Origin of the sequence: Gemmobacter lutimaris, from assembly GCF_003570715.1 — a bacterium.
Lineage (GTDB): Bacteria > Pseudomonadota > Alphaproteobacteria > Rhodobacterales > Rhodobacteraceae > Gemmobacter > Gemmobacter lutimaris.
The window spans coordinates 70,749-90,992 of sequence record NZ_QXXQ01000009.1 but is presented as its reverse complement, the minus strand read 5'-3'; the positions used below and the strand labels follow the sequence as shown (position 1 = coordinate 90,992).

The 20,244-nt window shown below is 62.7% G+C and carries 21 protein-coding genes; 12 read left to right on the top strand and 9 right to left on the bottom strand.

Translation table 11 applies throughout. The annotated features are described in order from the left end of the window. Nucleotides 1-70: 70 nt before the first annotated feature. From D2N39_RS15335 to D2N39_RS15310, 6 genes are all read right to left on the bottom strand, one after another. Nucleotides 71-1,291, bottom strand: a complete 1,221-nt coding sequence (locus tag D2N39_RS15335) for a class I SAM-dependent RNA methyltransferase (protein WP_119135654.1) — start codon at nucleotides 1,289-1,291, stop codon at nucleotides 71-73. Beyond that, nucleotides 1,288-3,132, bottom strand: coding sequence for an ABC transporter ATP-binding protein (locus tag D2N39_RS15330; RefSeq protein WP_119135653.1), 1,845 nt, complete (start codon nucleotides 3,130-3,132; stop codon nucleotides 1,288-1,290). The genes D2N39_RS15335 and D2N39_RS15330 overlap by 4 nt, the downstream gene beginning before the upstream one ends. Beyond that, a complete protein-coding gene (locus tag D2N39_RS15325) occupies nucleotides 3,129-4,970 on the bottom strand; it encodes an ABC transporter ATP-binding protein (protein WP_119135652.1) in 1,842 nt (613 codons plus the stop codon). Before D2N39_RS15325 ends, D2N39_RS15330 begins: the two co-directional genes overlap by 4 nt. 76 nt (nucleotides 4,971-5,046) lie before the next feature. Beyond that, the gene (locus tag D2N39_RS15320) at nucleotides 5,047-5,646 is read right to left on the bottom strand and encodes a FecR family protein (protein ID WP_119135651.1); all 600 of its coding nucleotides are present in this window, start codon (nucleotides 5,644-5,646) and stop codon (nucleotides 5,047-5,049) included. Between the two features lie 103 nt (nucleotides 5,647-5,749). Continuing rightward, nucleotides 5,750-7,051: a chromate efflux transporter gene (gene chrA, locus D2N39_RS15315; protein WP_119135650.1), complete on the bottom strand. Its 1,302-nt coding sequence runs from the start codon at nucleotides 7,049-7,051 to the stop codon at nucleotides 5,750-5,752. A 25-nt stretch (nucleotides 7,052-7,076) separates the two neighbouring features. Then, nucleotides 7,077-8,375 carry a FliI/YscN family ATPase gene (locus D2N39_RS15310; RefSeq protein ID WP_119135649.1) on the bottom strand — a complete coding sequence of 433 codons (1,299 nt, stop codon included), beginning with the start codon at nucleotides 8,373-8,375 and terminating at the stop codon, nucleotides 7,077-7,079. An 84-nt stretch (nucleotides 8,376-8,459) separates the two neighbouring features. On the opposite strand from D2N39_RS15310, the gene D2N39_RS15305 reads away from it, so the two are divergent. The 9 genes from D2N39_RS15305 to D2N39_RS15265 are packed head-to-tail and all read left to right on the top strand — an operon-like array spanning nucleotide 8,460 to nucleotide 12,934. Next, nucleotides 8,460-8,843, top strand: a complete 384-nt coding sequence (locus D2N39_RS15305) for a FlgB family protein (RefSeq protein WP_119135724.1) — start codon at nucleotides 8,460-8,462, stop codon at nucleotides 8,841-8,843. A 3-nt stretch (nucleotides 8,844-8,846) separates the two neighbouring features. After that, nucleotides 8,847-9,227, top strand: coding sequence for a flagellar basal body rod protein FlgC (gene flgC, locus D2N39_RS15300; RefSeq protein WP_119135648.1), 381 nt, complete (start codon nucleotides 8,847-8,849; stop codon nucleotides 9,225-9,227). A gap of 11 nt (nucleotides 9,228-9,238) precedes the next feature. Beyond that, the gene (fliE, locus tag D2N39_RS15295; protein ID WP_119135647.1) at nucleotides 9,239-9,526 is read left to right on the top strand and encodes a flagellar hook-basal body complex protein FliE; all 288 of its coding nucleotides are present in this window, start codon (nucleotides 9,239-9,241) and stop codon (nucleotides 9,524-9,526) included. After that, nucleotides 9,523-9,789, top strand: a complete 267-nt coding sequence (locus tag D2N39_RS15290) for a flagellar biosynthetic protein FliQ (RefSeq protein WP_119135646.1) — start codon at nucleotides 9,523-9,525, stop codon at nucleotides 9,787-9,789. The genes fliE and D2N39_RS15290 overlap by 4 nt, the downstream gene beginning before the upstream one ends. A 2-nt stretch (nucleotides 9,790-9,791) precedes the next feature. Then, complete coding sequence (locus tag D2N39_RS15285; protein ID WP_119135645.1) at nucleotides 9,792-10,505, top strand: flagellar hook-basal body complex protein; 714 nt, start codon at nucleotides 9,792-9,794, stop codon at nucleotides 10,503-10,505. Between the two features lies 1 nt (nucleotide 10,506). Next, complete coding sequence (gene flgG, locus D2N39_RS15280) at nucleotides 10,507-11,292, top strand: flagellar basal-body rod protein FlgG (RefSeq protein WP_119135644.1); 786 nt, start codon at nucleotides 10,507-10,509, stop codon at nucleotides 11,290-11,292. After that, complete coding sequence (gene flgA / locus D2N39_RS15275; protein ID WP_119135643.1) at nucleotides 11,292-11,702, top strand: flagellar basal body P-ring formation chaperone FlgA; 411 nt, start codon at nucleotides 11,292-11,294, stop codon at nucleotides 11,700-11,702. Before flgG ends, flgA begins: the two co-directional genes overlap by 1 nt. Nucleotides 11,703-11,710: 8 nt before the next feature. Further along, on the top strand, nucleotides 11,711-12,430 hold the full coding sequence (gene flgH / locus D2N39_RS15270) for a flagellar basal body L-ring protein FlgH (RefSeq protein ID WP_119135642.1): 720 nt from the start codon (nucleotides 11,711-11,713) through the stop codon (nucleotides 12,428-12,430). 27 nt (nucleotides 12,431-12,457) lie between these two features. Continuing rightward, complete coding sequence (locus D2N39_RS15265; protein WP_407645583.1) at nucleotides 12,458-12,934, top strand: flagellar basal body-associated FliL family protein; 477 nt, start codon at nucleotides 12,458-12,460, stop codon at nucleotides 12,932-12,934. A gap of 41 nt (nucleotides 12,935-12,975) precedes the next feature. Here the strand turns inward: D2N39_RS15265 and pnp are convergent, their stop codons facing one another. The 3 genes from pnp to D2N39_RS15250 form a co-directional block, all read right to left on the bottom strand. Beyond that, complete coding sequence (gene pnp, locus D2N39_RS15260; RefSeq protein WP_119135640.1) at nucleotides 12,976-15,126, bottom strand: polyribonucleotide nucleotidyltransferase; 2,151 nt, start codon at nucleotides 15,124-15,126, stop codon at nucleotides 12,976-12,978. 216 nt (nucleotides 15,127-15,342) lie between these two features. After that, on the bottom strand, nucleotides 15,343-15,897 hold the full coding sequence (locus D2N39_RS15255; protein WP_119135639.1) for an ActR/PrrA/RegA family redox response regulator transcription factor: 555 nt from the start codon (nucleotides 15,895-15,897) through the stop codon (nucleotides 15,343-15,345). Between the two features lie 56 nt (nucleotides 15,898-15,953). Continuing rightward, nucleotides 15,954-16,586 carry an SCO family protein gene (locus D2N39_RS15250; protein WP_119135638.1) on the bottom strand — a complete coding sequence of 211 codons (633 nt, stop codon included), beginning with the start codon at nucleotides 16,584-16,586 and terminating at the stop codon, nucleotides 15,954-15,956. Between the two features lie 87 nt (nucleotides 16,587-16,673). Between D2N39_RS15250 and regB the strand changes: the two genes are divergently transcribed. The 3 genes from regB to tsaE all read left to right on the top strand — a co-directional run bounded on the left by regB (nucleotide 16,674) and on the right by tsaE (nucleotide 20,219). Next, nucleotides 16,674-18,032 (top strand): sensor histidine kinase RegB, encoded by a 1,359-nt coding sequence (regB, locus tag D2N39_RS15245; protein ID WP_119135637.1) that lies wholly within the window; start codon nucleotides 16,674-16,676, stop codon nucleotides 18,030-18,032. A gap of 97 nt (nucleotides 18,033-18,129) precedes the next feature. Next, a complete protein-coding gene (locus tag D2N39_RS15240; RefSeq protein ID WP_119135636.1) occupies nucleotides 18,130-19,704 on the top strand; it encodes a PAS-domain containing protein in 1,575 nt (524 codons plus the stop codon). A 41-nt stretch (nucleotides 19,705-19,745) separates the two neighbouring features. Further along, nucleotides 19,746-20,219, top strand: coding sequence for a tRNA (adenosine(37)-N6)-threonylcarbamoyltransferase complex ATPase subunit type 1 TsaE (gene tsaE / locus D2N39_RS15235; protein ID WP_119135635.1), 474 nt, complete (start codon nucleotides 19,746-19,748; stop codon nucleotides 20,217-20,219). Nucleotides 20,220-20,244: the final 25 nt, after the last annotated feature.

Genomic DNA, 20,244 nt, shown 5'->3' with positions numbered 1-20,244 from the left:
ATGCCAGAATCTGCACAGCCTGTATATGCGTGCGGCGGCTCACAGTCGCTTCACGCCTTCGTGCGCAGACTCACAGGCTGAAACGGGCGGCCAGTTCGACATGCGACGACCAGCGGAACTGATCGACAACCTGCACCCAGTCGAGCCGCCATCCCGCCGCAACCAGCACCTTCGCATCGCGGGCGAAGGTGATCGGGTTACATGACACCATGGCGATGACCGGCACACGGCTATGCGCCAGCGTCGCCACCTGCGCCTCGGCCCCGGCGCGCGGCGGGTCGATGACCACGGCGCCGACTCCCTTGAACTCGTCAGGCTCCAGCGGGCGGCGGAACAGGTCGCGGGTTTCACAGATGACGCGATGCAGCCCGCCAGCCTGACGCCAACCCTTGTCCAGCGCAGCCATCATTGCGGCGTCGCCTTCTGCGGCCAGCACATCAGCACGTTCCGACAGCGGCAGGGTGAAAGTGCCACATCCCGCGAACAGGTCAACGATGCGCGGCGCATCGCCCACAGCCTCGGTGACAGTGGCAAGCAGCGCCGCCTCTCCCTCCTCCGTCGCTTGCAGGAAGGCACCGGGCGGCGGGGCGACGAGGGCGCGACCCATGCGTTGCATCGGCGCTGCACGCAGGGCGACCACCTCATCCCCCCAGCTGAGGCGCGACAGACCATGCGCCTCAGCCACGCGGGCCAGATCCAGCCGCAGCGTCGCATCCAGCGGCTTGCCGCCCTGCACCGCAACATCCGGCCCGGCAAGGCTACGCGTCACGGTCAACGCAAGCTCGCCGGTGCGTGAGCCGCCCGTGCGCACCAGCGTCTCCAGCGCGGGGACCGCGCCCATCAGATCGGGGTGCAGAAGCTGGCAGTTCGGCACTGCAATGATGGTATCGGACCCGCGCGCGTGAAAGCCGATCAGCGCGCCGCCCTTGGTGCGTCGCCCAGCCAGCGTAGCACGACGACGCGAGCGTGGTGGCGATGTCAGGATCGGCCGCAGCGGCGCCTCCAGCCCTTGCCCCGCCAGCGCACCGCGCACGATACCCAGCTTCCAGTCAGCGACAAAACTGTCGCGCGCATGCTGCATCAGACAGCCGCCACAGCTTTTTGCATGGGCGCAGGGCGGCTTCACCCGGTCCGCCGAGGGAGTCACGATCTTCGGGCTGGTCAGTTGGCTGCCCTGAAGATCACCCTCCACCTCCTCACCCGGCAACATGCCCGGCACATAAACCGGACCTTCCGGCCCCTCAGCGATGCCGTCGCCATGGTGCCCAAGCCGCGCGATGGTCAGTTTCATTCCGCTGCCTCTTCGGTGACGATGAAGCCCCCCGATTGCCGGTTCCAGTAGCGCGCGTAAAGCCCCCCTTTCGTCAGAAGCGCCTCGTGGCGGCCTTCTTCGACGATCCGGCCCTGATCCAGCACGATGATACGGTCCATTTCCGCGATGGTAGACAGACGGTGTGCGATGGCCAGCACGGTCTTGCCCTGCATGACACGGCCCAGCGCCTCCTGAATGCTGGCCTCGACTTCACTGTCAAGCGCGCTGGTCGCCTCGTCCAGCACAAGGATCGGCGCGTCCTTCAGGAAGGCGCGCGCCAGCGCGATGCGCTGCCGCTGCCCACCCGACAGCTTCACCCCCCGCTCGCCCAGATAAGCGTCATAGCCCTTGCGACCCTGATGATCCTCCATCGCAAGGATGAACTCATGCGCCTCGGCCTGTTTCGCGGCGGCGATGATCTCGGCCTCCGACGCATCCGGGCGGCCATAGGCGATATTGTCCCGCGCGGATCGGTTGAACATCGCGGTTTCCTGCGTGACCATGCCGATCTGACGGCGCAGACTTTCCTGCGTCACCCCGCGCAGGTCATGGCCATCCAGGGTAACCATACCCTTTTCGCAATCATAGAGCCGCAAAAGCAACGCCACCAACGTCGATTTCCCCGCCCCCGAGGCTCCCACGATGCCGATCTTTTCGCCCGCCGCGATATGCAGCGTAACCCTGTCGATGCCGCCGCGCTTGCGGCCATAAGCAAAGCTTGCATCAAGATAATCAACCTTGCCGCTAATGCGCGGCAGATCCACCGCCCCCGGCGCATCGGCAAGCTGATGCGGCTGCGCCAAGGTGCGCATCCCATCCTCGACCTCACCAACGCTGGTGTAGATCGACATGAGCGTAAAGCTGACCCAGCCGGTCATCTGCGCAATCCGCATCGCCACAGCGCCCGAGGCCGCGATGTCGCCTGCCGTCGCCCCGCCCTGCTGCCACAAAAGCACCGTACCTCCGATCAGCAGCACCGGCAGAACGCCGGCGAGCGTCATCAGCGACAGGCGGAACCAAGTCGAAATCTCGCCGAATTCGACACTACGCTCGCGGAAAACCTCCATACTGCGCAGGGCCACACGATCCTCGAAGGCGGCATGGGCGAACAATTTCACCGTTTTGATATTGGTGATCGTATCAACCACCTGCCCCGAGACCATGGCCCGCGCCGCAGCCCGCGCTGCCGAATTACCCTTCACCCGCGGCATGAAAAACCGGATCAGCGCCAGATAGGCCACCAGCCAGACCAGAAGCGCGACGCCAATCCAGGCGTCGATGGCAATGAGGAAAATCGCCGATCCGATAACAGAGGCCAGCGCGAAACAGACAGTATTGATGACCTCGGTCGCCGTATCGGTGACGGCGCGTGCCGCCTGCATCTGTTTTTGCGCAATCCGGCCCGCAAAATCGTTGTCAAAGAAGGTGACGCTTTGCCCGAGGGTCCACCGATGCAACCGGCTCAGCACCAGCGGCATCACATTCGGCCCGACGATGATCGAATTGGAGGCCGAGGAGGCCGCAAAGGTCAGCGGCCGCAGCACAAGGTAGAAGACCACGAACAGCGCCAGAAGCCCGGCCTGTTCGGCAAAGAACGCGGCGGGGCCAGAGCCAACCGCAGCATCGACCACCATGCCAAGGATCAGGGCGGAAACCACCTCGGTCGTGCCCGCCAGCGCCGAAATTGCCCCCGCCACGGCCAGCGGCGCCCAAGCCCCGCTAAGGCACCAGCGGAAGAACGGGCCAAGCTCTTGCGGCGGCATGCCCTCAGCCGGGCTGAATGCGTCAATGAAACCGGCAAGGCCACGCAACGCCTTCATGCCTCGTCCTCCGTTCCGATGAACCCACCGGATTGCCGCGCCCAGAAGCGGGCGTAAAGCCCGCCCTTCGCCAGCAATTCGGCATGGCTGCCCTCTTCGGCCACCGCGCCATCCTCCAGCACGACGATGCGATCCATCGCTGCGATGGTGGACAGCCGGTGCGCAATGGCGATGACGGTCTTGCCCTGCATTACACCATACAGCGCGTCCTGAATCGCCGCCTCGACCTCGCTGTCCAGCGCCGATGTCGCCTCGTCCAGAATCAGGATCGGCGCGTCCTTCAGGATCACCCGCGCCAGCCCGATGCGCTGCCGCTGGCCACCGGACAGCTTCACGCCCCGTTCGCCGACATGCGCGTCATAGCCGCTGCGGCCCTCTGGGTCTTCCAGCGTCAGGATAAACTCATGCGCTTCGGCCCGGCGGGCGGCGGCGATCATCTCGTCCTCGGTGGCGTCCGGACGGCCGTAAAGGATGTTCTCGCGCACACTTCTGTGCAAAAGGCTCGAATCCTGCTGAACCATGCCGATTTCGCGGCGCAGACTGTCTTGGGTGACGCGCGCGATGTCCTGTCCGTCGATCAGGATGCGGCCCTGCTCACAATCGTAGAACCGCAGCATCAGCTTTACCAACGTGGACTTGCCCGCACCGGACCGGCCGACAACCCCGATCTTCTCACCCGGCCGCAGGGTCAGGTTCACGTCACGCAACCCGCCCGAACCACGCCCGTAGTGATGCGACACACCTTCCAGTCTGATCTCCCCTTTGGTCAGTTGCAGGGGCGCGGCATCGCGCGCATCGACCAGCCCGATGGGCTGTGTGATGGTCTCCATGCCCTCCTGCACCACGCCCAGCGCCTGCACCAGCGAAGTGGTGGCCCACATGATCCAATAGGTCATGTTGTTCAGTCGCAGGACGAGCGCCGTTGCCGCTGCCACGGTGCCAACGCTCGCCTGTCCCTGATACCACAGCAGAAGCGCCCAGCCGGTGACCGCCACGATCAGCCCGCCGTTGAGGCCGGTCAGCGCAAGGTCCATCTTGGTGATAACCCGCATTTCCTTCTGGAATGTGGATCGCGCATGTTCAATGGCATCGGTCGCATGCCGCATTTCCAGATCGTGATGCGCAAACAGCTTCACCGAATGAATATTGGTATAGGCATCCACCACCCGCCCGGTCACAGCCGAGCGCGCGTCAGAACTGGCTTTCGAGGCCGGCCCCGCCCGTCGCAACGTCCAGCGCACCAGCGCGGCGTAAAGCGCAAACCAGACCAGCAGCGGCAGCACCAGACGCGGGTCGGCATCGGCCAGCATGATACCCGCGCCGACGATTGTGACGCTGGCAAAAGCCACGGCGTCAAAGGTCTGGAACACCGCATCGCCCGCTGCCGGAGGCGTCTGCATCACCCGGTTGGCAATGCGCCCGGCAAAATCACTTTCAAACCAGCCGACCGGCTGACGCAGCACATGATCATGCGCGCGATAGCGGATCATCGTGCCGAAGTTTGGCAGGATGGTATTGTGCAAAAGCGCGACATTGGACACCAGCAGCAAGGGCCGCAGGATCAAGACAGCCAATCCAACGGTCATGATTTCAGTCCCGTAGCCTGTCCAGACCTCGGCAGGGCTTGCGGTCGCCAACAGATCGACCAGCCGCCCGACGTACCAGATCAGAGCAACGTCAGATCCGGCAGCCAGCACGGACAGCAATGCCGTCACCACGAAAACACCCCGGAACGGCCGGACATACTCTTTCAGATACGGCCAGAGCTTGCGGGGCGGGGAATCGCTGCGCGCATAGGATTGGTAAGGGTTAACAAGCCCTTCAAAGAACCGGAACATCTGGAAACTGCCTCAAAACGGGTCGGAGATCAGATATAGACCGATCCGGCCCAAAGGAAAACCGCAGCAGGAAGCTTCAGCGGGTCAGGCCAACACTTGCAAATGCTTCGGCAACGCGCGCCTCGCCCCAGTATGCGACCGCCGAGGGCGCGGCTTCCGGTGCGACGATATTCACGCCTTCGCCCGCACCGATCTGCCGGGTTTGGCCTGCGGCTGTCACCTCGACCCTGCCGCGTTGCACAAAAACGCCGAACACACCGTTGCTCGGCCCCGCGAAAAAGCGCGTTCCGCGCACCCCGATCCGGGCGAAACTGGTTTGCACCTCAAGATCCAGCGGCGGAAGGGTTTCCGGCCGGTCGAACACCATTGCCCCACCGACCGTTATGGTGCCGCCCAGATCGGCGATGAAACGGTCAACGGTGAAGCGCGTCTCCGGCCCCAGATTGATACGCGTCTCGGTGAACAGTTCCAAAACCGCCATACTGGCGGCGGCAGTGGTGACAGTATCCCCCTCGTTCAGCGGATCATCGGGGCGCAGCGTATTTTCGGCCTTGTCGCGGGCAAGTGTCGCTTGCCCCGTCAGGGCCAGCGTTACACCCACCGGCGACGCCGCCAGACTACGGCCTGCCAGAAGCAACGCGGGAGCAGCAAGGAAAAGGCGGCGGGTGGCGGGCATGACTTTTGTCCGACAGGATCATTACTTCAGCGTAGCAGCCATAACCACACACCGGAACCGGAATCTAGCCACCGCTTTCCGGGTTGTTCCACAAGAAACAGGCTCACACCTGACCGGTAAAGTGAAGGACCATGCCTGCCGCCGCCATCGCGCAAAGCAGCCGCCCCATTCCCCAGCGCAAGCCGAAAACCAGCCCAAGCGCAAGCGATGTCAACATCGCGGACCAAGGGACAAAACTGCCCGGCACCGGCAGGCTCAACCGCAGCGGACCGCGCTGCCACGGCACCACTTCAGCAAACAGGCTGTGAACGGCGAACCAGAGCGCGAGGTTCAGGATGACGCCAACAACGGCCGCCGTGACCATGGACAGGGCGGCAGCCGGTGCCGGATTGCCACGCACCCGCTCCATCCACGGGGCGCAAAGAAAAATCCAGGTGAAACACGGGGCGAACGTCACCCATGTCACCAGAAAACCCCCAAGCGTTCCGGCAAGAAGTGGGGGCAGATCACCGGCCTCCCGGAAAGCCGCAAGGAAACCCACAAATTGCAGCACCATGATCAGCGGTCCGGGGGTTGTTTCGGCAAGGCCGAGACCGTCAAGCATTTCATCCGGGCCGAGCCAGCCCTGAACCGACACCGCCTCCTGTGCCACCCAGGCCAGCGCGGCATAGGCCCCGCCAAAGGTGACCACCGCCATCTGCGAGAAGAACCGCCCGATCTCGTCGAAAATGCTGCCGGGTGCCAGAGCCGCAATCAGAGCCACAGGCAGTAACCAAAGCGCCAATGCAACCACACCCGCCCGAACTGCCCCGGCAGAGGCTGGCGCGGTCAGGCCCTCCTCCTCGGTCTGGTCATGGTCTGAACTCGGGCTTCCGCGCCCAGCGGCGAGTCCGATCAACGCCGCCGTAATAACAATCACCGGAAAGGGAACGCCCAGCGCAAAGATGGACAGGAACGACGCACCTGACACAGCCAGCGCAAGCCGTCCGGCCAAGGCACGTTTGCCAAGGCGGAGGACTGCCTGAAAGACGATAGCCAGAACCCCGGCCTTCAACCCGAAGAACAGCGCCGCAATCAGCGGCGCTTCACCGTGCAGCGCGTAAAGCCAGCTCAGCGCCATGATCGACAGCAGGCCGGGCAGGATGAACAATCCTCCCGCGATCAAACCACCGCGCGTGCCATTCAGCAGCCAGCCCAGATAAGTGGCAAGCTGCTGCGCCTCTGGCCCCGGCAGCAACATGCAGAAGTTCAACGCATGCAAAAAGCGCCGCTCGCCGATCCAGCGCTTTTCCTCCACCAGTATGCGGTGCATCACTGCAATCTGCCCGGCAGGCCCGCCAAAGCTGAGCACGGCGATGCGGGCCCAGGTGCGGGTGGCCTCGGATGGATCTGGCGTTCCGGTCATGGCAGCCTGATAGCCCCCGTCCCGGTCATGGCGCAAGACATGCCGCAAGACGGCGGAAGCTGGCCTCGACCCCGTCGGTCGCATCTTCGGCCAGAAAACCATCCAGCGCGGGCCAGACCTTGATTGCCCGATCCACCAGCGGATCGGAACCCTTGGCGTAAAGACCCGCCTGAATCATCATCTCGGCCCGGTCATAGGCGCCTAGCAGGCGCCTGGACTCTGAAATCAAGGCGTTTTCGGCGTCCGTTGCCGCGCCAGGCAAGCTGCGCGACACTGATCGCAGCAAGTCAATCGCCGGATACCGACCACGCTCGGCAATGCGGCGATCCATCACCACATGCCCATCCAGCGCGCCGCGCAGAATATCGGCGATCGGCTCCTCCATATCGGACCCGGCAACAAGGACCGACAGCACGGCCGTGATGTCACCCGCCCCCTCCGGCCCTGGACCGGCGCGCTCCGCCAACGACATGATCATATGCGCAACCGAAGGCGGATAGCCGCGCAAGTCGCCCCCTTCGCCTGAAGTCAGCGCCACCTCCCGGTGCGCCTCTGCAAAGCGGGTGATCGAATCGGCGAGAAAGAGGACATGTTGCCCCTGATCCCGAAAATGTTCGGCGACCGACATCGCGGTCCATGCGCAACGGCGGCGGGTCAACGGCGACTGGTCAGAGGTGGCGGCCACCACAACTGATCGCGCCATTCCCTGCGGACCCAGAACATTCTCGGTAAAATCCCGCAACTCGCGCCCGCGCTCGCCGACAAGCGCAATCACGACGACATCCGCCTCGACCCCTCTGGCGAATTTCGCCAACAGCGAGGATTTGCCAACACCAGACCCCGCGAAAAGCCCGATGCGCTGACCTCTTGCCAGCGGCAGAAGTGTGTCGAAAGCGGCTGTTCCAGTGCGCAACCGCCCGCCTATGGCACGACGTTGTGCAGCAAGCGGAGCCGCCGCACATAGCGGCCGGGCAACCGGGCCACGAAACAGCGGCTGCCCGTCTAGCGGCATCCCGTAGGGATCAATGATCCGCCCGATCCAGCTGTCGTCTGGCGCAATGGTCGCAGGACCCGTCAGTTCAACCGCATCGCCGATACGCACCCCTTCGGGCGGGCTGTCAGGCAGGATTGTCGCGCCATCGCGGGCAAGGCGGATGACCTCGCCAAACCCCGAGCCGATGACCACCCTGTCCCCCAGGCCAGCACGGTCCGCAAGCCCTTTGACTGCAAGCGTGCCACGCTCAGCCCCGGTGACGCGGCCAACCCGGCGAACCGGGATGATCGCTGCGACTTCTGCCTGAAGAGCATCAAAAAGGCCGGTCATGGGATTCTCTCTTTGTTCGCTGATTACGGTTTCTAAAGGAATCACCCTTAAGCCTTGATGAAGGTTGTCGAGGGAGAAGCCCCGATGTTTGAAAAACTTGCACTGGTCAGAATGGCCCAGGCTATGGCAGCACATGCCGGTGCGCGTCAGGCCGAAATTTCGCGCAATGTCTCCAACGCCGATACGCCCGGATTCAAGGCGCGCGACCTTGCGCCCTTTGCTGAGGTTTACGAGACGGCACCCGATGGCCTGCGCCATACGCGGCCCGGTCACATGCTGCCCGAGGCCGCCAACGGGGCGGAGCCGGTGTTGCGCCGCCAGAACGGGGCCGCATCCCCGAATGGCAATACCGTGTCGCTGGAAACCGAACTGGTGAAGGCGGTCGATGTAGGTCAGCAGCACGAAATGGCGCTGGGCATCTATCGCAGCGCCTCCACGATCCTGCGCGCCAGCCTGGGCAGGAGGTAAGCCATGTCCGATCTGCTTGGCGCCCTGTCACAATCCGCCTCGGGCATGCAGGCACAGGCCGCGCGACTGCGGCATGTGTCTGAAAACATGGCAAATGTGGATACACCCGGCTATCGCCGCAAGCTGGTCAGCTTCCGCGAGATGGCGGACGGATCAGGGGTCGAGCCGGGCCCCGTTCGGCTGGATCGCAATGCTCTGGCCCGCATCTATGCGCCCGGTCATCCCCTGGCGGATGATACAGGGCACTACGATGGCTCCAACGTCGATCTAATGATCGAGGTCGCCGACGCCCGCGAGGCGCAGCGCAGTTACGAGGCCAATCTTAAACTCTTCGATCAGGCACGCCGGATGACGCAAAGCCTGTTCGATCTTCTGCGCAAATAAGGAGGTCCAGAATGGACATGAACCCCGCTTCCGCCGCCCGCAGCTACGGGATGGCGCGGCCTGCCGTTGCCGCAATGCCCGATACCGCAACAGCAGATGGCTTTGTCGCCGCCGCGCAGGAGTTTCAACAGATCCTGTCACAGGGCGAGGTCACGGCCCGCGCGGCAATGACCGGCGGGGCAGATCCGCATGCACTGGTTCAGGCCCTTTCAGCCAGCGAACTGGCGGTTGAAACCGCTGTCACGGTCCGCGACAAGGTTGTCGAGGCCTATCAGGAAATCCTGAGGATGCCGGTATGACCGCCGATCTGATCTATGATCTGCTGCGGCAGGCGCTCTGGACCGCGGTGAAGATCAGCGCCCCGCTGCTGGCCGTCGCGCTGATTGCGGGCCTGACCATCGGGCTGTTGCAGGCGCTGACCTCGGTGCAGGAAATGACGCTGACCTTTGTGCCGAAGGTCGGTGCCATGCTGATTGTTTTCTGGGTCTCGATGAGTTTCATGACCGCCACGCTCGTCAGCTTCTTCACGGACAGCGTCATTCCGCAGATCGCCGGAGGCTGAGCATGGACGCATCGGGATACACGACCCTGACACGACAGAATGGCCTGCTGCGCGAATTGCAGGTGATTGCGAACAATATCGCCAATAGCTCCACCACCGGATTTCGGAGGGAAGGCGTTGTTTTTGCAGAATATGTGGCGCGACTTGACGATGCACCCTCGTTGTCGATGGCACATGCCTCGGCGCGCAACGTGGATCTGAGCCGCGGAGAGATGCAGGAAACCGGCGGCAGTTTCGACTTCGCCATTGATGGTGACGGTTTCTTTCTGGTCGAAACGCCGCAAGGTAACCGGCTGACACGGGCTGGTCACTTCACGCCTGCCGCGACCGGCGAGTTGGTCAATGCGCAAGGACACCGGCTGCTGGACGAGGCGGGCGGCCCGGTTTTCGTACCCGCCGACGCCGGACAGATTGCACTGTCGGAGGATGGCACCCTGTCCACGGCGCAGGGTCCGCTGGCCCGGGTCGGCCTGTGGCAAGCCGAAACGGCGACCGGCCTGCGCCACGAAGGCGGCACACTGTTCACTGCCGAGAGTGGCATTGTGCCGATGGAGGGCGGGCGGATGCGACAGGGCAGCCTTGAAGGCAGTAATGTGAACACCTTTTCGGAAATCGCCCGCATGATGGAAGTCCAGCGCGCCTATGAAATGGGCCAGAGCTTCCTTGATCGGGAAGACGAGCGGATGCGCGCGGCGATCCAGACCCTCGGAGGCTGAAATGAAGGCACTTCAAATCGCGGCCAGTGGCATGGCGGCACAGCAGATGCGTGTCGATGTCGTGTCGAACAACCTGGCAAATATGTCCACCACTGCCTACAACGCCCGTCGCGCCGAGTTCGCCGACCTGCATTATGAACAGGTGGCCCGTCCCGGCACGATTTCGGCCGAGGATGGCTCCATGCTTCCGACCGGGGTGCAGATGGGCATGGGCGTCCGTCCTGCGGCGGTTTCGATCGTGCTGTCACAGGGCACGCTGAGCCAGACCGGCGGCGATCTTGATCTTGCGATCGAGGGACGGGGCTATCTGGAGGTCACGCTGCCGTCCGGCGGCAGCGCCTATACCCGCGACGGCGGACTGAAGCGCACCGCTGACGGGCTGATCGTCACCTCCGAAGGCCATGAGGTTGCACCGGGTATCACCATTCCAGCCGATGCGCGCAGCCTGACGATCAATGCGCAGGGCGAGGTCTATGCCTATTTCGTCAATCAAGTGCAGCCGCAGTTGATAGGCCAGATCACGCTGGCTGGTTTTACCAATGAAAAGGGGTTGGAAGCGATTGGCGGCAATCTCTATCTTGAAACGGCTGCCTCCGGTCCCGCACAGACGGGAACGCCCGGTGAGGACGGGCTGGGCACCCTGCGGCAGGGCTATCTTGAGGAAAGCTCGATTGATGCGGTGCGCGAGGTGACCGAATTGATCAAGGCCCAGCGCGGATACGAGCTGAACGCCAAGGTCATCACCGCCGCCGATCAGATGCTTGCCGCCACGACACAGGTGCGCTGATGCGCTGGCTGTTCCTTGCCCTTGCGCCGCTGCCCGCTCTGGCCGATACGCTGGTCACCACCCGGACCATCCGTGCGCAGGAAGTTCTGACCGAAGCGGATGTTGCGCTTGTTCCCGGCGGGATGGGGTTTGACGACCCGCTTCAGGTGATCGGCATGGAAGCACGCGTGGCGATCTATGCCAATCGTCCGATCCGCCCCGCTGACATCGGCCCGCCCGCACTGATTGACCGCAATCAGGTCGTGACCGTCGGATTCTCGTCCGGCCCACTGCGTATCCTGACCGAAGGGCGCGCATTGGAACGCGCCGGTCTGGGCGAGCCTGTGCGCGTAATGAACCTCGCCTCCCGCACCACTGTCACCGGACGCGTCCGCGCGGACGGCATCGTCATCGTCGGTCCGCAGCCCTGAGGAGCGCCATGAACCGCCTGATCCTTCTGACCCTGTGCTTCGCCGCCTGCTCCAGAATGGCCGCCGTGGGAAAGGCCCCCGATTTCTCGCCGCTGGAGGGCAGCTATCAGCACCATGCGATGTATTCTACTCCGCTACCGCATGACATCCCGGCTGCGACCCCTGCCGATGCTTCCTCGCTTTGGTCGGCCAACCGCGAGTCGCTGTTCGGTGAACGGCGGGCGGCTCGGCGGGGTGATATCCTGACTGTCGTGATCGAGATTGATGACGGCGCCGAGATTTCCAACTCCTCGGGACGCAGCCGCGCGGGCAGCGACAAGATGGGAATGCCCTCGCTGTTCGGGGTTCCTGAGCGACTGAACGAAAAACTGCCTGAAGGCGCCAGCATGGGGGATGCGGTCGATACGCATTCAAGTTCTGCTTACCAGGGCCAAGGATCTGTGTCCCGCAAAGAAAAACTGACATTGCGCGTTGCTGCCACGGTGGTGGAGGAACTGGCCAATGGCGTGCTGCGGATCGAGGGGCAGCAGGAGGTGCGGGTGAACTATGAACTGCGCGAACTGATCGTGACAGGCTATGTGCGTCCCGCCGACATCTCTCGCCAGAATGAAATCACCTACGACAAGATTGCGGGCGCGCGCATTTCCTATGGCGGCCGCGGTCAGATCACCGATGTGCAGCAGCCCCGCTATGGCCAGCAGATCGCCGATGTCCTCTTGCCGTTCTGACACGCCATGAAACGCGTCCTTCTTCCCGTGATCCTTGCCCTGGCCGGCCTGCTTGGGGGTCTTGCCGGTGGCTATTTTCTCCGTCCGGCGGAGCCCCTGCATCCAGAGGCTGTGTCGGACGCTCAGGCCGAAACCACGCATGAGGCGGTTCCTCAGCACCCTGATGACAATCACGCCATTGGGCCGGAATATCTGAAATTGAGCAGCCAGTTCATCGTGCCGATAGTCGAGGATGGGCGCATTACCTCGGTTGTCGTGCTGTTTCTGAGCCTGGAAATCACTGCCGGGACGCAGGAGACCGTTTACGCCCGCGAGCCAAAACTGCGCGACAGTTTCCTACAGATACTGTTCGATCACGCCAACAGCGGTGGTTTTCGCGGCACTTTTACCGAAGGCACAACCCTTGCCCCCTTGCGCCGCGCCCTGCTGGAGGCCGCTCAATCCATTTTGCAGGGCACGGTCACCGATGTGCTGATCACCGACATTACCCGGCAGGATGCCTGAAAATGAAAAGGCCCCGGACACTGCCGGGGCCTTTGGGAAGATCAGCCTTCGGAGGCTTCTTCCTTTTCCTTCTTTTCGGGCACGATCTCGGCCCCGGTCTCCTGATCGACCATCTTCATGCCAAGGCGCACCTTGCCGCGGTCGTCGAAGCCCAGAAGCTTCACCTTCACCTCTTGACCCTCTTTCAGGATCTCGTTCGGGTGGTTCAGGCGCTTGTTGGCGATCTGAGACACATGGACCAGACCGTCACGCTTGCCGAAGAAGTTCACGAAGGCGCCGAAATCGACCAGCTTCACCACCTTGCCGGTGTAGATCTGGCCTTCCTCCGGCTCTGCCACGATCGACCAGATCATGTCATAGGCCTTCTTAATGGCATCGGCCGACGAGGAAGCGATCTTGATCACGCCGTCATCATTGATGTCAACCTTGGCGCCCGAGGTTTCCACGATCTCGCGGATGACCTTGCCGCCCGATCCGATCACTTCGCGGATCTTGTCGGTGGGGATCGAGAGGGTCTCGATCTTTGGGGCGTATTCGCTGAAGCCCTGCGGGGCCGACAGCGCCTTGTTCATCTCGCCCAGAATGTGCATCCGGCCGTCCTTGGCTTGCGCCAGGGCCTGCTCCATGATCTCGGGCGTGATGCCCGCGACCTTGATGTCCATTTGCAGCGAGGTGATGCCCGCATCGGTGCCCGCAACCTTGAAGTCCATGTCGCCGAGGTGATCCTCGTCGCCAAGGATGTCTGTCAGCACGGCCCATTTGCCGTCATCTTCCAGGATGAGACCCATCGCCACACCGGCGACCGGCGCTTTCAGCGGAACGCCCGCATCCATCATCGACAGCGAACCACCACAGACCGAGGCCATCGAGGAGGAACCATTCGATTCGGTGATTTCCGACACCACGCGGATGGTGTAGGGGAAATCGGTCGGCGCAGGCAGCACGGCTTGCAGCGCGCGCCATGCCAGCTTGCCATGGCCGATCTCGCGGCGGCCGGGCGAACCCACGCGGCCCACTTCACCAACCGAATAGGGCGGGAAGTTGTAATGCAGCAGGAAGTTCGAGCGGTAGTTGCCGTTCAGCGCGTCGATGATCTGCTCGTCCTCGCCGGTGCCCAGCGTGGTGACGACCAAACCCTGCGTTTCACCACGGGTGAACAGGGCCGACCCATGGGCGCGCGGCAGGATGCCGGTTTCCGATACGATCGGACGCACGGTCTTGGTGTCACGGCCATCGATCCGGGCGCCACCGTTGATGATGTCGCCGCGCAGGATCGCACTTTCCAGCTTCTTGATCGCCGAGCCGAGGTTGATGTCGGCCTGATCTTCCTCCGACAGCGACGCGGTGATCGCCGCGACGGCGGCGGAGATGGCGTTGGTGCGTTCCTGCTTGTCCTTCAGCGCAAAGGCAGCGCGCATCTGCGCTTCACCCGCAGCTTTGACCTTGCCGTAAAGATCGGCAATATCGGGCGGCGAAAAGTCGAAGGGCTCTTTCGCGGAGGTTTCGGCCAGCGAGATGATCAGGTCGATCACCGGCTGCATCGCCTCGTGACCGAACTTCACGGCGCCCAGCATTTCTTCTTCGGACAGTTCGTAAGCTTCAGATTCCACCATCATAACGGCGGTCTTGGTGCCCGCGACCACGAGATCCAGACGCTGCTCCGGCTTGGTGCGGAGCTGGGTCATGTCGTCCATCGCCGGGTTCAGCACATATTTGCCATCGACGAAGCCGACGCGCGCGGCGCCGATCGGACCCATGAAGGGCACGCCCGACAGAGTCAGGGCAGCCGAAGCCGCGATCATCGCCACGATGTCGGGGTCGTTGACCAGGTCACAGGACAGAACGGTGGCCATCACCAGCACTTCGTTCTTGAAACCCTCGACGAACAGCGGGCGGCACGGGCGGTCGATCAAACGGGAAACCAGCGTCTCTTTTTCGGACGGCCGGGCCTCACGTTTGAAGAAGCCGCCGGGGATCTTGCCGGCGGCGTAATATTTTTCTTGGTAGTGAACGGTCAGCGGGAAGAAGTCTTGACCGGGTTTCGCCTTCTTGGCGAAGGTCACGTTGGCCATGACGCTGGTTTCGCCCAGCGTCGCGATGACCGAACCATCGGCCTGCCGCGCAACCTTCCCGGTTTCCAGCGTGAGCGTTTCACCGCCCCACTGGATCGACTTTTTCGTGATATTGAACATCTGTCATCCTATCCTGAGAGCCCGACCGGGCGCATCCCGGAGTCTCCCGATGTCTGGCGGCCCCATTGCCGCCGCCCCCAATCCTCACGCATGCGGCCCGGGGCATGGCCACACGTCTCAGATGGGCGCCCCATTAGCGCAAAACCGGCGGTTTGGAAAGCATTCGTTCTGGGTGCACAGAATTGCCCGGCGACAGACAACCGAGGCCCCAACAGGTTATTTGGGGCTGCGCTTGGCCAGAATGCGCTGGAGTGTGCGGCGGTGCATGTTCAGCCGCCGCGCGGTTTCCGAGACATTGCGATCGCACATTTCGTAGACACGCTGGATATGTTCCCACCGCACGCGGTCCGCCGACATCGGATTTTCCGGCGGGGCGGGCAGCAAATCGCCGCGCGCCAAAAGTGCGTTCGTGACTTCGTTCGCATCGGCGGGCTTGGCGAGATAGTCGATGGCACCGATCTTCACTGCCGCAACCGCAGTAGCGATGGCGCCATAGCCGGTCAGCACCACGACGCGGCAATCAGGGCGGCGTTCGCGCAGCGCCTCGACCACATCGAGGCCATTGCCGTCTTCCAGCCGCAGATCGACCACGGCGAAAGCGGGCGGGCGGCTTTGCGCGATGGCCTTGCCCTCGGCCACAGTTTCGGCGGTTTCGGGGATAAAGCCCCGCTTTTCCATCGCCTTGGCAAGGCGCTTCACGAAGGATTCGTCATCATCCACCAAAAGAAGCGAACGGTCCGGCCCGATTTCGGCGCTCAGATCCTCTGCCATGGCGATGCTCTCCGTCGTGAAAATCCTACCGAACCTAGGGCGGATTCACAGGAAGGTCAATTTTGCCCGGCGGCTTTTGCGGCATCGACGAAACAGGCCACGCTGTCGGCCATCTGCTCGGGTGTCGCCTCGCGCTTGTAGAACTCGGCAAAGCCGCTTCCCGGCAGCATGAGGTAAGTAAAGGTCGAGTGATCAACGAGATAGAATTCGTCCTCGGCCTCCTGCTTCTTGAAATAGGTCTTGTAGGCCAACGACGCCGCCTTCACCTGTTCGGCTGACCCGGTCAGACCAATCATCCGCGGATGAAGGTTCGCTGCGAAATCCTTCACCACTTCGGGCGTGTCACGCTCCGGGTCAATCGAGATGAACACCGGCTGCACGTCATAGCCACGGTCCACCAGAAGGTCGATTGCCTCCGCATTGCGGGCATTGTCGAAGGGACAGACATCAGGACAGAAAGTATAGCCGAAATAGACCAGCGAGGGTTTGGTGAGGACATCCTTGTCGGTTACCGTGCGGCCATCGCCATCGACCAGCGTGAAGGGACCGCCGATTTCACCGCCGCCAACCGCCCCGGCGCGGCATTGGGCGAAGGGATCGGACGCCTTGTTCGACATGACCCAGAGCGCGCTGCCACCCACCAGACCAACAACAACCGCCACCGCGAGACCTGCATAAAGCTTGGACATGGTTTTCCCCTTCTTTGCGTGGCGCATTGATCCCGCATCACGGGGCTTTTAACAATGCCAAAACACCCCTCTGCGACAGCAAGGACCATGGCCCAACAGCCCGATCTTACCGAAGACACCCCGTTTCCGGGCAGTCAGGCCCCCGGTGACCTGCTGCGCCTTGGCACACTGAACCTGTTGCGCTGGGTCGCAATTGGCGGCCAGATCATCGCGCTTCTGGCCGCGCAGTTCTGGCTGGAAATCCGGCTGCCGCTGGGGCTTTGCCTGCTGGTGGTGGGCGCATCCGTCATCGTCAACCTGATCTCGGTCTTCATATTTCCCGAAAGCACCCGCCTGACCGAACGGCAGGTGTTCTTCACCCTGCTGTTTGATCTGACGCAGCTTGCAACACTGCTGATGCTGACAGGCGGGCTGACAAACCCCTTCGCGCTGCTGTTTCTGGCGCCGGTCACGATTTCCGCAACGGCGCTGGAGGGACGGGCGACGCTGGTTCTGGGCACCGTGGCGCTGGTGCTGGTGTCGGTGGTTGCCCTTTTCGCCGTGCCAATGAGCATGGGGGACGGGACGATCTTCGCCCTGCCCCGATTGTTTTCCTTCGGCTTCTGGCTAGCCATTGTCATCGGCATCGTCTTCCTCGGGATCTATGCACACCGCGTCGCGGCGGAAATCCATGCGATGCAGGATGCGCTGCTGGCGACGCAAATGGCGCTGGCGCGGGCGCAGAAACTGACCGATCTGGGCGGTGTGGTGGCGGCGGCGGCGCATGAGTTGGGCACACCACTGGCGACGATCAAACTGGTCAGCGCCGAGCTGATGGAGGAACTCGAAGATCAGCCCGACCTGCGCGACGATGCGCAGCTCATCCGCGATCAGGCAGACCGTTGCCGCGACATCCTGCGGTCCATGGGTCAGGCGGGCAAGGATGACCGGCTGATGCGTCAGGGACCGCTGAGCCTTGTGCTGCGCGAAGCTGCCGATCCGCATCTGAAGCGCGGCAAGAATGTGCATTTCAGCCTGCCGGAAAGCGACCCTCTGGTGCAAAGGCAGCCCGAAATCCTGCATGGCCTGCGGAATCTGATTCAGAATGCGGTGGATTTTGCCGCGGCAAATGTCTGGGTCGATGCGGAATGGCGTGCCGACCGATTGGTGCTGCGCATCGTGGATGACGGACCGGGCTATCCGACGCATCTTCTGGGCCGCGTAGGCGAACCTTTCCTTCGCAACCGCAAGGCCGAACCGTCACAGCGGCCGGGGTATGAGGGCATGGGTCTTGGCATGTTCATCGCAAAGACCTTGCTGGAACGGACAGGCGCGCGCCTGTCTTTTGCCAATGCACAGCCCGAAGCGACATCGGACCAACATGGGGCGATTGTCGAAGTGATCTGGCCGGCAAACCGCATCCTGGCCGAAACCGGCGCACTGGGAGACAACCCGTTGAACACCTGAGGTGCCCTGGCGCTTTTGTGTCACCCCCTAAGCCTTAACCAAGCCTTAACCATCGCCCGCCATGGTTGCGAAAAGGCCTGTTATCTTGGGGAATTTGATGGCGTTTGACTGGGCTTTGGCCTTCATGATGCTCGTCGTATCGACGCTTGCCGCTGCGGGCGGCCTGTTTGCCGTCGCTGTTTTCGATCCGCAATCGGGCCGGGGTCAGCGTTCCATCTTCGCTGACAAAAGCGGGGGAACGCGCTTTCTGTTCGATGGCGAAACCCTTGTCGATGCGACACCCGCAGCCCGCGCATTGATCGCCCAAAGCCCACTTCGGGGGCCGCCGTGGCTGCGGCTCCGGTCTTATCTGGGGGCACGCTTCCCCGATTTCGAGGATCGCTTCACCAAACTGGCTGAGGAAGGTGCGCTGGCCCTAAGCTCCTGTGATTCCAACGGTGCGCCGATTCTGCTACGCGCGGAGTTAAGCGGCGGTCTGACCCGGATCAGCCTTGAAGACCCGGAACAGCAGGCCACCCTACCCATTCAGGATTCGTTGACCCGGAAAGCCACCGAAGATGAACTGGCGCAATTGCGTAACACGCTGGCGCTGGCCCCGATGCCGGTCTGGCGCGAAACGACGCAGGGCAAGCTTTTGTGGGCGAATGCCGCCTATCTGCACCGCGTCGCAGATGGCCTGCCCCCCGGACAGGATTTGAGTTGGCCCCTGCCGCGCCTGTTTGAGCAGGATGTCGCCGCGGTCGGCACCCCGTTACGGCACCGGCTGGTCCAGCAGGGGCAGCAAGAAAAGTGGTTCGAACTTCATCCCTATCAGGATGGGGCCGACCGGCTGATCTTTGCCTTTCCCGTCGATACACTTGTGCAGGCAGAGGCTTCCTTGCGCGATTTCACGCAAACGCTGGTGAAGACCTTCGCGCATTTGCCAATCGGGCTTGCGATCTTTGACCGGCAACGCCAGTTGGTGCTGTTCAATCCCGCGCTGCTGGATCTGTCTGGCCTTCAACCAGACTTTCTGTCAATGCGCCCCACGCTGTTCGCGTTTCTGGACGCGATGCGCGAGCGCGACATGATCCCCGAGCCGAAGGATTATCGCACATGGCGGCGTCAGATGGTTGCGCTGGAAGAGGCTGCGTCCTCTGGTCTTTTTGAAGAAACCTGGAGCCTGCCCTCTGGCCTGACCTACAAGGTTGTCGGTCGCCCGCATCCCAATGGAGCACTGGCCCTGCTGATCGAGGATATTTCAACCGAAATCAGCCGGATTCGCCGCTATCGCGCGGATCTTGAACTCAGTCAGGCCGTGGTCGACTCAGTCGATCAGGCGCTCGCGGTCTTTTCGCCCGCCTCGGTGCTTGTGATGGCAAATGCGGCCTATTGCAGGCTTTGGGGGCACGATCCGGCCAGCACGCTTTCCGAAGGCAGCTTCGCGGTTCTTTGCGCGCATTGGCAAAGACAGAGCGCCCCAGGCACGTTCTGGGCCGAAGCCGAAGAATTTGTCGCAGCGCATGAACGCGACGCTACGGCCTTGAACGGTGAGGCAAGGCTTCTGGACGGGCGATTGGTCGAATGCCACATATCGGCTTTACCGGGGGGCGCCACCCTTGCCCGATTTGAAGTTGTCACCCGCGTTGAAGACATGCAAAGCGCCTTATCGACGGGGCGTCTGCGGGCCTGAGCCGGGTTGCAGCGGCCGCAAGGGCGGATAAAACTGCGGACATGACCAACGGCGCCCAACTTACCTTGTTTCTGCCCGACGATGCCGCCACGAACCATCTGGCACGGCAATTCGCGCACCACGCCTATCCGGGCATGGTATTGCTACTGGAAGGTGGTATCGGCGCGGGCAAGACCCACTTCGCGCGCGCATTCATCCGTGAAAGGCTGGGCGCCGAGATTGATGTGCCGTCGCCCACCTACACACTGGTGCAGACCTATGAAGATGACGCCGGCGACATCTGGCACGCCGATCTTTATCGCCTTGGCCACCCGGATGAGGTGGCAGAGTTGGGTCTGGTCTCGGCCTTCGAAACGGCGATTTGCCTGATCGAATGGCCTGACCGCCTTGGCAACCAGATCCCCCTTGGTGCAATCCGCATCACCCTGCGCCCCGAAGCCGAAGGCCGCAATGCCATACTGGACTTCGGGCCGAATGATGAATTGCGCGCGGAAATCGGGGCGACAGGCACATGACCGGTGATCGTGCATATCGGGCGGA

Coding starts and splice junctions, on each gene's coding strand:
- D2N39_RS15240 (WP_119135636.1), top strand. CDS start 18,130: ATGGCGTTTGACTGGGCTTTGGCCTTCATGATGCTCGTCGTATCGACG.
- D2N39_RS15250 (WP_119135638.1), bottom strand. CDS start 16,586: ATGTCCAAGCTTTATGCAGGTCTCGCGGTGGCGGTTGTTGTTGGTCTG.
- flgC (WP_119135648.1), top strand. CDS start 8,847: ATGTCCGATCTGCTTGGCGCCCTGTCACAATCCGCCTCGGGCATGCAG.
- D2N39_RS15310 (WP_119135649.1), bottom strand. CDS start 8,375: ATGACCGGCCTTTTTGATGCTCTTCAGGCAGAAGTCGCAGCGATCATC.
- flgH (WP_119135642.1), top strand. CDS start 11,711: ATGAACCGCCTGATCCTTCTGACCCTGTGCTTCGCCGCCTGCTCCAGA.
- D2N39_RS15285 (WP_119135645.1), top strand. CDS start 9,792: ATGGACGCATCGGGATACACGACCCTGACACGACAGAATGGCCTGCTG.
- chrA (WP_119135650.1), bottom strand. CDS start 7,051: ATGACCGGAACGCCAGATCCATCCGAGGCCACCCGCACCTGGGCCCGC.
- fliE (WP_119135647.1), top strand. CDS start 9,239: ATGGACATGAACCCCGCTTCCGCCGCCCGCAGCTACGGGATGGCGCGG.
- D2N39_RS15305 (WP_119135724.1), top strand. CDS start 8,460: ATGTTTGAAAAACTTGCACTGGTCAGAATGGCCCAGGCTATGGCAGCA.
- flgA (WP_119135643.1), top strand. CDS start 11,292: ATGCGCTGGCTGTTCCTTGCCCTTGCGCCGCTGCCCGCTCTGGCCGAT.
- D2N39_RS15330 (WP_119135653.1), bottom strand. CDS start 3,132: ATGAAGGCGTTGCGTGGCCTTGCCGGTTTCATTGACGCATTCAGCCCG.
- D2N39_RS15290 (WP_119135646.1), top strand. CDS start 9,523: ATGACCGCCGATCTGATCTATGATCTGCTGCGGCAGGCGCTCTGGACC.
- D2N39_RS15255 (WP_119135639.1), bottom strand. CDS start 15,897: ATGGCAGAGGATCTGAGCGCCGAAATCGGGCCGGACCGTTCGCTTCTT.
- pnp (WP_119135640.1), bottom strand. CDS start 15,126: ATGTTCAATATCACGAAAAAGTCGATCCAGTGGGGCGGTGAAACGCTC.
- D2N39_RS15325 (WP_119135652.1), bottom strand. CDS start 4,970: ATGTTCCGGTTCTTTGAAGGGCTTGTTAACCCTTACCAATCCTATGCG.
- D2N39_RS15335 (WP_119135654.1), bottom strand. CDS start 1,291: ATGAAACTGACCATCGCGCGGCTTGGGCACCATGGCGACGGCATCGCT.
- regB (WP_119135637.1), top strand. CDS start 16,674: ATGGCCCAACAGCCCGATCTTACCGAAGACACCCCGTTTCCGGGCAGT.
- flgG (WP_119135644.1), top strand. CDS start 10,507: ATGAAGGCACTTCAAATCGCGGCCAGTGGCATGGCGGCACAGCAGATG.
- tsaE (WP_119135635.1), top strand. CDS start 19,746: ATGACCAACGGCGCCCAACTTACCTTGTTTCTGCCCGACGATGCCGCC.
- D2N39_RS15320 (WP_119135651.1), bottom strand. CDS start 5,646: ATGCCCGCCACCCGCCGCCTTTTCCTTGCTGCTCCCGCGTTGCTTCTG.